At 54.4% G+C, this 9,478-nt stretch carries 11 protein-coding genes and 1 pseudogene; 4 read left to right on the forward strand and 8 right to left on the reverse strand.

Features of this window, described 5'->3' with window-relative positions; all coding sequences use genetic code 11:
* Positions 1-334: pseudogene (locus DSL70_RS21940) on the forward strand (methyl-accepting chemotaxis protein); the annotation flags it as partial.
* Between the two features lie 264 nt (positions 335-598).
* Here the strand turns inward: DSL70_RS21940 and DSL70_RS21945 are convergent.
* Genes DSL70_RS21945 through DSL70_RS21955 form a run of 3 tightly spaced genes read right to left on the reverse strand, consistent with a single transcriptional unit; the run spans position 599 to position 3,068 of the window.
* Entirely contained in the window at positions 599-1,426 is an 828-nt protein-coding gene (locus DSL70_RS21945) for an aldo/keto reductase (RefSeq protein ID WP_119310131.1), read from the reverse strand.
* An 11-nt stretch (positions 1,427-1,437) separates the two neighbouring features.
* Entirely contained in the window at positions 1,438-2,238 is an 801-nt protein-coding gene (locus DSL70_RS21950; protein ID WP_119310124.1) for an SDR family NAD(P)-dependent oxidoreductase, read from the reverse strand.
* On the reverse strand, positions 2,223-3,068 hold the full coding sequence (locus tag DSL70_RS21955; RefSeq protein WP_119310125.1) for an SDR family oxidoreductase: 846 nt from the start codon (positions 3,066-3,068) through the stop codon (positions 2,223-2,225). Before DSL70_RS21955 ends, DSL70_RS21950 begins: the two co-directional genes overlap by 16 nt.
* 143 nt (positions 3,069-3,211) lie before the next feature.
* Here DSL70_RS21955 and DSL70_RS21960 point away from each other — a divergent pair, with 143 nt between their 5' ends.
* Both DSL70_RS21960 and DSL70_RS21965 read left to right on the forward strand, forming a co-directional pair.
* Complete coding sequence (locus DSL70_RS21960; RefSeq protein WP_119310132.1) at positions 3,212-4,105, forward strand: LysR family transcriptional regulator; 894 nt, start codon at positions 3,212-3,214, stop codon at positions 4,103-4,105.
* Between the two features lie 20 nt (positions 4,106-4,125).
* Positions 4,126-4,974: an HTD2 family dehydratase gene (locus DSL70_RS21965; RefSeq protein ID WP_119310126.1), complete on the forward strand. Its 849-nt coding sequence runs from the start codon at positions 4,126-4,128 to the stop codon at positions 4,972-4,974.
* A 6-nt stretch (positions 4,975-4,980) separates the two neighbouring features.
* Here DSL70_RS21965 and DSL70_RS21970 read toward each other — a convergent pair whose 3' ends face one another.
* Genes DSL70_RS21970 through DSL70_RS21975 form a run of 3 tightly spaced genes read right to left on the reverse strand, consistent with a single transcriptional unit; the run spans position 4,981 to position 6,703 of the window.
* Positions 4,981-5,478 (reverse strand): NAD(P)H-dependent oxidoreductase, encoded by a 498-nt coding sequence (locus DSL70_RS21970; protein WP_342635306.1) that lies wholly within the window; start codon positions 5,476-5,478, stop codon positions 4,981-4,983.
* A gap of 14 nt (positions 5,479-5,492) precedes the next feature.
* Positions 5,493-5,747, reverse strand: coding sequence for an NAD(P)H-dependent oxidoreductase (locus DSL70_RS22825; protein WP_280955371.1), 255 nt, complete (start codon positions 5,745-5,747; stop codon positions 5,493-5,495).
* Positions 5,744-6,703, reverse strand: coding sequence for a DMT family transporter (locus DSL70_RS21975; protein ID WP_119310127.1), 960 nt, complete (start codon positions 6,701-6,703; stop codon positions 5,744-5,746). The genes DSL70_RS22825 and DSL70_RS21975 overlap by 4 nt, the downstream gene beginning before the upstream one ends.
* Positions 6,704-6,768: 65 nt before the next feature.
* Between DSL70_RS21975 and DSL70_RS21980 the strand changes: the two genes are divergently transcribed.
* Positions 6,769-7,596: an AraC family transcriptional regulator gene (locus DSL70_RS21980; protein ID WP_119310128.1), complete on the forward strand. Its 828-nt coding sequence runs from the start codon at positions 6,769-6,771 to the stop codon at positions 7,594-7,596.
* A 106-nt stretch (positions 7,597-7,702) separates the two neighbouring features.
* Here the strand turns inward: DSL70_RS21980 and DSL70_RS21985 are convergent, their stop codons facing one another.
* Together DSL70_RS21985 and DSL70_RS21990 are read right to left on the reverse strand one after the other, a co-directional pair.
* A complete protein-coding gene (locus DSL70_RS21985; RefSeq protein WP_119310129.1) occupies positions 7,703-8,950 on the reverse strand; it encodes a type II toxin-antitoxin system HipA family toxin in 1,248 nt (415 codons plus the stop codon).
* Positions 8,943-9,278, reverse strand: a complete 336-nt coding sequence (locus DSL70_RS21990; protein ID WP_119310130.1) for a helix-turn-helix domain-containing protein — start codon at positions 9,276-9,278, stop codon at positions 8,943-8,945. The genes DSL70_RS21985 and DSL70_RS21990 overlap by 8 nt, the downstream gene beginning before the upstream one ends.
* Between the last annotated feature and the right edge of the window lie 200 nt (positions 9,279-9,478).

Below are 9,478 nucleotides of genomic sequence, written 5' to 3' on the forward strand. Positions count from 1 at the left end.
GTCTCTCATTCACGCCATCCAGTCTTCCAGCCGAGAGACTGTCGAAGCGATTGCAAATATCTCGAACGTCATGGGTGAGGTTGACGGTTACACCTCTGCCATCGCATCAGCGGTTGATCAGCAAAGCTCAGCAACCAACGAGATTGCCAACAATGTTCAGCAGGCCGCGCAAAGCACAGCTTCTGCCTCCGCCAATATGGGCAATGTGAGGGAGAAGGCCAATGTTGCCTCACAATCCGCTGCCACTGTGAAAGGGGCCGCTGACGAGCTTAAGAACAGCACGCAGGATCTGCGCTCACACATTGAGACATTCCTCGAAAGCGTCGCAGCTTGACATAACAGCCTCGAACGGCGATCTGGGTTTGATCGCCGTTCGATATTGACTGGTTCGCCATGTCAAAAGATAAACTGCTCTTTCAAGCCCAACCCTCCGGTCGGCAGCAGATGCAGCTATGAAACGCCCTTAGAGTTGTAGACACCTTGTCCGTTTTCGGGAAGCTGAGGGTGGGAGTTTGAGTGTCTGCTAAGGCCGCAAAGGTAAGTCCTTCCCCAGACCAGTTTCCTGTTCTGAGGATTTCGGTTTATAGCCTTCCGCGGGTCAATCCCATTCAGGGGCAAGATCCGATGGTGAGATAATCCGTCCATCCGGATTTGCCATGGCATGGATGGCTTGCATCTCTTGATCTGTGAGTTCAAAATCGAAAATGCCGAAATTCTCAGGCAGGCGAGACAGCTTAGCTGTTTTGGACAGGGCAATCACGCGCGGCTGCTGCACAAGCCAGCGAAGGGCTATTTGAGCTGCGGTTTTACCATGGGATGCTCCAATCTCTGCAAGGCGTTCGTCTTTTGGCACCACCCCATCCGCCATGCCGAAATAGCTGGTGATTGACATGTCGAGCTGTTCGCAGGCCTCAAGCACCGGGGCCTGCGAGAGGTAGGGATGATATTCGACCTGATTGGTGACAATAGGTGCCTTGCTCAGAGAGGCGGCTTTTTGCATCTGAGCAACCGTGTAATTGCTGATGCCGATATGGCGGGTCATGCCTCGTTCCACCGTCTTGTTGAGCTCTTCGATCTGGGTTTCCATCGGTACGTCGCTGCCGTGGGGCCAGTGAAGCAGCAACAGATCAACATGGTCTACCGCCAGTTTTTCAAGGCTCTCTTCGACAGAAGGGATAAAGTCGGCAGGATCGAACTTAGTGACCCACACCTTGGTGGTGAGAAAGATTTCATCCCGTGCCACGCCCGATGCCTTGATCGCCGCACCGACTGCAGCTTCATTGTTATAGACCTGCGCCGTGTCGATATGGCGAAAGCCAAGCTTGATCGCTTCGGGCAGCACGTCCATGACTTCTGCGTCCTTCATACGGTATGTGCCAAAGCCCAGAGACGGGATCGAAGCACCATTTGCGTTTACATTATGCATCATCTGTTCCTTCATGATTGAGGGCGACTTCCCGGACGCGCCTGCTCTGCGTGGTGCCGGGCTTTTTCTTCTTCACTGGTGATGAGATGGTCTCGACCGGCTGCCTGAGTGGCTTCGTCCCCGCCGACGAGGCTTGTTACGCCTGCCATCAGGGCATCGAAGCCTTGGCGAGCGACAAGTGCCGGATCATTCTTCCAGCTATTGTCTCCAAACGCCGTGGTGCCCATCCCTGCACGGGCATGAAACTCTGTGGCGGTCGCTCCGGGGTGCAGCAAAGTCACTGTGATGCCGGTATCCCGCAATTCTTCCCGCAGGCCGTGGCCAAAGGAGGTCATGAATGCTTTCGAAGGGCCATAAACACTCTCGAACGGCGTTGGCGTTGTAGCCGACAGGGAACTTACCATCAGCACCTTGCCTTTGGCAGCGATGACCTGTGGTAACAGGGCATGGCACAGGCGCACCGTGGACATGATATTGAGATCAAGCAGATGGAGATGTTTTTCCAACGGTAGATCCAGAAAGGCACCGCCAACAGCAATCCCGGCATTAAGCACCAGCACGTCAAGGGTATCGCCGGACTGCTTATTCGCCTCGACAAGCGCATCCACGCCCGAGGATTTTGACAGGTCGGACTGAACAGCCATCACCTTTCCACCGTAAGATCTGAGGTCTTCTGCGGCTTGCTGCACGCGCCCGCTTGCTCCACTCATGATGAGGTCATAGCCTTCGGCTGCGAGCAATTTCGCAAGTTCAAGCCCGATCCCGGCGGATCCCCCTGTAACCAGGGCACGGGGTTTTAGGATTTCATCCATTTCTCGAATGCTCCCTTGAAGGTGTCATGCCATCGCGACAGGGCTGGCCGATTGAAAATCATGTCTTCGACGGCCCAGCGCATGCGTCGAGCGTCCATGTCGGGGGTCACCTCACCATCAGGGCAGAGAATGTAGAAATCCTCTTTCTGCAAACGGGCAAGAAAGTGCTCTATCGTCTGCTCCGCCGTCCAGGCTGCGTCAGGCTTTTCGCTAAGTTCAGGCTTGTGTGCCGCATTCATCGGCGTCCAGGTGTAGCCCGGAACGAACAAATGGGCAGTGACGCGACCATCCGTGGCAGTGCGCAATTCATGCTCCAATTGTTCCGTCAGTACCTTGATGGCGGCTTTGGAAACAGAATAGGCTGCATTGCCGGGCGGCGTGGTGATGCCTTCCTTGGAGCCGAGGTTGATGATTGCGGCGGGCTCATCAGATGCAATCATGGCCGGAACAAGCAGATGCTGCATGGCGAGGGCTGAGGTGAAATTGACATCAAGCACCTGCTGCCAGTCTTCAGGCGAATCCCACGGTCCAGCCTTTTTGCCCATGCCCACATTGTTGACGAGCAGTTGCACGGCGCCAAACCGCTCAATCGTGGCGGAATGGAACCGACGGAGATCATTCCGGTCAGCAGCATTTCCAAAGACGATCAGTGTTTCGGTCTGCAAAGTTGAGGCCAAGGACGTTAGGGCTTCTTCATTGCAATCAAAGAGCGCCAGCTTCATGCTCTGTTGCGACAAGGACCGAGCCAGTGCGGCGCCCAAGCCGGCTGCCGCTCCAGTGATCACCGCCACGTTGCCTGCTGCAATGATGGTATCCATTCGTGGTGACATCGGGCTCTCCTTTTTCGATATGAGGTGTCCTGCTGACAAGATATGAGATGGCGAATGGATTGATAAGTTGCATGAATATACACGAGGTGTTTATATCAATTCACCAATTGTGCTATTTGGGGATTGCTGGATGGACAATGGCTATGAAACTGACCAGAAGTGATTTGGGCGATCTCAATCAGTTCCGCTGTATCGCTGAAGCCGGCGGTTTCCGCAAAGCTGCAAAAGAACTTGATATAAACCCCTCGGCACTCAGTCACGCCATGCGAGGGCTTGAGGAACGCACGGGCGTGCGCCTGTTCAACCGCACCAATCGGAGCGTGACCCTGACACCTGCTGGCGAGGATCTACTCAAGGAAATCCAGACCGGATTTTCCGCTATCGCAAGCGGACTTGAAGCCCTTAACCGGTATCGCGATCGGCCCGCTGGGCATTTACGTCTCAATGTACCGACCGATGCAGCCAGACTGGTCTTGGCTCCAATTCTGTCCGATTATTGCCGAACCTACCCCGATGTCCGACTGGAGATGGTGATCGAGGACCGCATGGTCGATATCGTCAAAGACGGTTTTGATGCGGGCATTCGCTATGGGGATGCCGTGCCTCAGGACATGATCGCCATTCCTTTGGGGCCTGAGCTCAACTGGATCATGGTCGCATCCCTTGACTATCTGGAAGCGTTTGGATCTCCGGAAAAGCCATCAGATCTGAAGGACCACCGATGTATCGGCATGCGCATGGGAAACGGGGCTCTCTATCACTGGGAACTGGAGCGTGACGAAGAGGCGGTTCTGCTGGACACCGACTGGCACCTTATTACCAACGAGACCAATGTGATCGTGCAACTCGCTCAGACCGGCGTAGGGATCGCCTATATATTGGAAGCTCGTGTCAAAGAGCAATTGGCGTCAGGCCAACTGGTACAAGTTTTGCCAGAATGGTCGTCCATGGGCCCAGCCTTCTTTCTCTACTATCCCAGCCGCCGACAACTACCTGAAGCCCTCAGAGCGCTGATCGATATAGCAAAGCAGAAGTGATAACAGGATACGGTATCGCGATGGATCAAACACAACTTGACGAATGGATCGGCAAATCGGAGACTCATGAAGACGACATTTCGTCTTTTCCTGCCAATGCCCTTGCTGCCACGCTGAATCGGGATGATCCAGAATACAGCGTTGGGTCAGCCTTGCCGCCACTTTGGCACTGGCTCTATTTCCTGCCCATTTTCAAGCTCTCAGACGCGGGATATGACGGTCATAAGGCTCTTGGTGGCTTTCTGCCTCCTGTTCCGCTACCGCGCCGGATGTGGGCGGGCAGCCGAGTGACCTTTCTGGGGCCAATGTCCATCGGTCGCCGGCTTCGCAAGGTCTCGACCATCAAGTCGGTCAGGGCGAAGAAAGGGCGATCCGGACAGTTGGTCTTTGTAACCGTCGCACATCGGGTGTTTGATGGTGAGGATCTCGGGATCGATGAGGAGCACGACATCGTTTATCGTGAAAAAGCCGCTCCGGGCGCGGTACCACCACCTCCTCCAGTGGCGCCGGAAGGCTGCGCATTCTCACGCGAGATCAAGCCTGATCCGGTTCTGCTGTTTCGCTATTCTGCCCTCACATTTAACGGGCATCGCATTCACTATGATCATCCCTTCTGCGTTGGTTCCGAGGGATACAAGGGATTGGTGGTGCATGGGCCACTGATTGCGACCTTGCTTCTTGATCTCTTGAGACGTGAACTTCCAGAAGCTGTCGTCAGAAGGTTCGAGTTCCAGGCGGTTTCAACGATCTACGATTCTGAAACCTTCTCTCTGCATGGCAAACCGGAAGCGGGTGGTAAAAGCTTCAAGCTCTGGGCCAAAAGAGAGGATGGAGCGTTGGCGATGGAAGCCACAGCTCTGATCGCCTAACAAGCGTCATCCAAGGTCCAAATGCTCTTTGTGCCTTATGAAGGCGGAATGAGCCGGAGCGTCTGGAATGATGTGACCGTCACCCCCCCACTCTTCCATCCTGTTGAAGGGTATCTTTGAACGGGAAGACAGCTGCGAGATTGATTTTTGCAGTTCATCTGTTATGGCCTGGAGGCGCTGTTCGACCTCTTCAGCGGATGAATATCGAAGCCCCGCTTCGACGCCATAGGAAATGAATGGCTCCAGAACATCAAAACCGACATAGGCGAGATTGAAGTTCACCGGCCAGAGCATCAGATCAATGTCGCCGCTGCGGCCGTTATACTCATAGGTCTCACGGCTCGTTCCAACTGTCACCGAAAGCATGGCTTTCTTGCCTGTGAAGGCGCCATTCTCGAACCGCTTCTTGCTGGTGTAAACCGAGCCGTAAATGAAGACACGATCCATCCACCCCTTGAGGATGGCGGGTGGCAAGTGCCACCACATGGGATATTGCAGGATCACCAGATCAGCCGCTTCTAGGCGGGCGATTTCCTCCTGAATATCAATCGGAATAGCCCCGGCCGATGATGCATGGCGCTGTTCGCTCTGAACATCGAAACGATCCGATCAGAATAGTGGCTGGCCCGCTCGCAAGGATCAAATCCCATGGCGTAGAGATCCGAGACGGTGACCGAATAACCTTCTCGTTCGAGCTGATTCCGAGCGATCTCGACAAGATGGGCGTTGTAGGATTGCGGCTCGGGGTGAGCGAGAACAATATGCGCTTTCATACTGCGATCTCCTGATCTGTGTTGCGGTGACGATGGGCGTGAAGAAACCTCCCGATCCAGGGGCTGGCGCTGACGGTTATGATGCCAATCAACACCCCGGCGGATCCTGTCAGGAATGGGGGCGTCAGAGGCTCATGAAGCAGGAAAGCGCCTAGAATGACACCAAACAACGGTGTCAGAAAGGAAAAGACGCCCAACTGCGAGGCCTTGTAACGGGTCAGCATCCAGAACCAGCATAGAAAGCTCGCGAAAGCGACAATGATGGTCTGGAAAGCAAGGTTCCAGAAGAGCAGAGCTGAGGGGATAACCGCAATTTGCTGCGTCAGAACCGCAATCAAGATCAGAACAATCGAAGTGACCGAAAGCTGATAGAAAAGCACATGTGTCGCGGGCAAGTCGCTGAGATCGGTCGTCCGGATCAGAACGGTCGTTGCGCCCCACACCGCAGCGGCCGCGAGCGCCATAGCATCTCCCATCCATGTTGGAGCAGAGCTTATCGCTCCGGCCTGAACCTCAGATGGCATCAAAAAAGCATAGGCAATGCCGATAACGGCGACGAAAATGCCGCCCCACTGAACGGGTGACAGACGCTCTGTCGGCAGTTTCAGATGCAGACCAAGAGCCGCAAAAACCGGCGCGGTATAGAGGAAAACAACTACATGGGATGCCGTGCTATATTGTAGAGCTTTACCGATAAGGAAGAACTCAAGCGAGAAGAATAGGCCCGCCACCGCTCCGAGGAAAGCGGTTTTCCCCAAAAAGACCGGTCGCTTTTGCTGAATCGCAGTCAAAGCATAGAGGCAGGCAGCCGCAAGCCCGGAGCGAATGCCGATCTGAAGCACAGAGGAGGCATAGCTGTCTGTTGCCTTCAAGCCGATTTGCTGCATGGCCCAGATTATGCAGATAATAATCATCAGGCCAATGGCCTTCAGATCGAGAGGTTTGCGGTGATCCAAAATCCTACTCCTTGTAATTTACAAGGACGATAGCAATTGTCATCAAATGCGTATATATTGAAATTATGACAGTTGCTATTGAGAATCTGACAGGCCGTTCGGGCAAACCGCATCTTCATGATGCGCCGTTTCGGGAACAATTGCCGCAACCGCTATATTTCCGGTCAGCGCAGATGCCGAAGAACGCGATTTATCCGCGCCACAGTCACCCATGGGGGGAGTTGGTCTATTCCTACAGTGGCGTAATGGAGATCAGTCTCAAGGATGGCTACTTTCTCGCCCCGCCCCAATATGCGGTGTGGCTACCGCCAAACATGGAGCATCAGGGTCTCAACAGGCAGGCCGCCGTGCATTGCTCGCTATATGTCTCTCTCGATCTGTGCGCGCCGCTACCCAAGGAGACCACGGCACTAGAAGTCAGCCCGATGCTGCGCACCATGCTGGAACATCTAAGGGAAACGGAAGGAACTAATCCGAACGACCCGGCACATCTTCGCTTTATGCAAGTGGTTGTTGATCTATTTGCAGCAGGGCAACAGGTCGGGTCTTTCCTGCCGTGGTCGACGGACAGTTTGCTGGAACCTATTCTGCAGCATCTTCAGGACAATTCCGCTGATAATCGATCTCTTGCTGAACTGGCTCGACTTCATGAGACGACAGAGCGAACTCTGATACGCCGTTGTCAGCGCGATCTGGGAATCCCCTTTGCCGAATGGAAGCAGAGGCTGCGCGTGTTAAAGGCAATGCCCTTGCTGGAGGCAGGTGAGCCCGTCCAGAATATAGCGTCTTCGCTCGGTTATAACAGAGCCTCATCCTTCATCGCGATGTTCAGGCGGATGACCGGTAGAACACCGGACGACTATCGAAAATCGGTCATGAAATTCAAAAGTTAGACACCTGGCGGATGGCCTCTGTCATGAAACGATGTTGCTGCATTGGCTCGCAACTGAAGGCCCGCAGCGGCCATTGAAGGTTGGCTGGCGGGGACGAAGACCCTTATCACAGGGCCAGTGCCCCCGTCAGATCTTCATGCTCAAAGGCACTTGCCATGCGCTTGATCTCGGCCGGACGCGCGCCGACAGCTCTGGCTGTCTCGCGCCAGGTTGCCGTCACGGTTGCCACTTCCTTGATGATGGTGCGAGCTTGTGCCAACGTTAAAGCAAAATATCCCGAAGCTTCTTCCAATAGATCGATCGAACAAGTGCTCTCGTCGAGATCAATGTTGGTTGACAGCACCCGCGCCTTGACATCGGCGGGCACCGGATTAAGGTCATATGCAGGAGAGAGTGACCAGCCAGATTTTCCAGACCAAAGAAAGCCGTGGTTGCGCAGATGATCGTCCACATTGGAGATCATCACATTGAAGACAACGCGACGATAGAGCGCCTGCGCATCGGTCTTTCCCTGAGCGCCATGTTCGGCAAGAACGTCAACGATCTCGGGATAGCTGCTACGCTCACCATCTTTGGCACCCATCATGGCCATTGCGGATAAAAAAGGAATTCGGACTGCACCATTGCGATCAAAGCGACGCGACAACATCACTTTCTTGCCCGCGACATCGACGAGTTCATGCATTGGTGTGACGATGCCAGCATCTTCTGCCAACCGCAGGGCGATCTCTTCCCACGTCTCTATGCTGTAATCATCGGTCTCCTTGGGAAACTTGGCGATGGAGAGGTGGCCATGTTGGTCGACTACCGACGCCTTGGGCCGGGCACCGCCCAAGGAAGAGCCAGGGGCAAAGATGAGTTGAAGGTCATCGTCGCTTTCTTCATCCAAGAGAATCCGTTCGGTAATCTGAAGCAAACGACCAAGTTCGATGATCGCAGGCACTCCCGTCTGGATTGGTGCCTGAAACGTATCATCGCCAACCCAACGAAATCGCAATGCGCCAAGCCGGGTCTCGTCGGCGACATTAAGGAGATAGTCGCTCTCGGTGAGCGTTCGGACGGTTCGACCTTCTAGTTCGGCAAAGCGACGCTCAGAACGTTGCATCAATCGGCGCCCCCATGTATCAGGTGCGGAATCACCGATAGAGCCGAAAGTGGCGAGGCCAGCGGGTGGTGCGAAAGCGCCGCGACTCAAAGCAAGGGCGGGCTCCAGAGAAAACCTGGCGGGATCATCCAACCACGCATCGTTGTATTCAAAAAGAATGGTCTCTGTGCCACGAACACGATTGCTCCGCGCCAGCCCTATCTGTCGCGTGCGACCATCCAGATCGATATGGACTTCGAAATCAGTCATTGCGGGACGATCCGGTTGATCGCTTGAGATGGGCGTGTTTCGGCAGGTCGGCGCTGGACAGAGCTTGCCCAACGCTATCATTGCTGATGTCGGCGATTTGGTTTAATCCATCCAGCAGTCCGAGAGCTTGCAAAACGCTGGCATAGATACCAATGCTGACGTTGGTGTCGCCAGCTTCGACCCTTTGCAAGGTAGAACGAGAGGTGAAGGCCCGTTCTGCAACAACTGCCATCGGAAGTCGTCTGCGTCGGCGCGCGTCATGGATGTCGGCCCCGAGCTTGCGCAACGCACGACGTACGGCGGCAGGAGGGTTGTGTGGCGTTGGCATTTTGGCACCTTCGTTTTACAGATTATCCAAATATGTAGCACGAAGGTTACATTTCTTCAAGAAGCCTTTCAGCGGGCTCGTCGCAAAGTTTTAAGTAGGCCCTATTTATCCTGTGATCGGCGTCATTTTCATGCTTCGTTAACTTTTTGAAGTCCGAAGAGAAGGGCAATAAGATCATTCTGTTCACGAACGGTCCACTG

The organism is Cohaesibacter haloalkalitolerans (genome assembly GCF_003574655.1).
GTDB classification, from domain to species: domain Bacteria; phylum Pseudomonadota; class Alphaproteobacteria; order Rhizobiales; family Cohaesibacteraceae; genus Cohaesibacter; species Cohaesibacter haloalkalitolerans.

Excerpts from the sequence above, each read along its gene's own strand:
- DSL70_RS21945 (WP_119310131.1), bottom strand. The coding sequence starts at position 1,426 with ATGCATAATGTAAACGCAAATGGTGCTTCGATCCCGTCTCTGGGCTTT.
- DSL70_RS21950 (WP_119310124.1), bottom strand. The coding sequence starts at position 2,238 with ATGGATGAAATCCTAAAACCCCGTGCCCTGGTTACAGGGGGATCCGCC.
- DSL70_RS21955 (WP_119310125.1), bottom strand. The coding sequence starts at position 3,068 with ATGTCACCACGAATGGATACCATCATTGCAGCAGGCAACGTGGCGGTG.
- DSL70_RS21960 (WP_119310132.1), top strand. The coding sequence starts at position 3,212 with ATGAAACTGACCAGAAGTGATTTGGGCGATCTCAATCAGTTCCGCTGT.
- DSL70_RS21965 (WP_119310126.1), top strand. The coding sequence starts at position 4,126 with ATGGATCAAACACAACTTGACGAATGGATCGGCAAATCGGAGACTCAT.
- DSL70_RS22825 (WP_280955371.1), bottom strand. The coding sequence starts at position 5,747 with ATGAAAGCGCATATTGTTCTCGCTCACCCCGAGCCGCAATCCTACAAC.
- DSL70_RS21980 (WP_119310128.1), top strand. The coding sequence starts at position 6,769 with ATGACAGTTGCTATTGAGAATCTGACAGGCCGTTCGGGCAAACCGCAT.
- DSL70_RS21985 (WP_119310129.1), bottom strand. The coding sequence starts at position 8,950 with ATGACTGATTTCGAAGTCCATATCGATCTGGATGGTCGCACGCGACAG.
- DSL70_RS21990 (WP_119310130.1), bottom strand. The coding sequence starts at position 9,278 with ATGCCAACGCCACACAACCCTCCTGCCGCCGTACGTCGTGCGTTGCGC.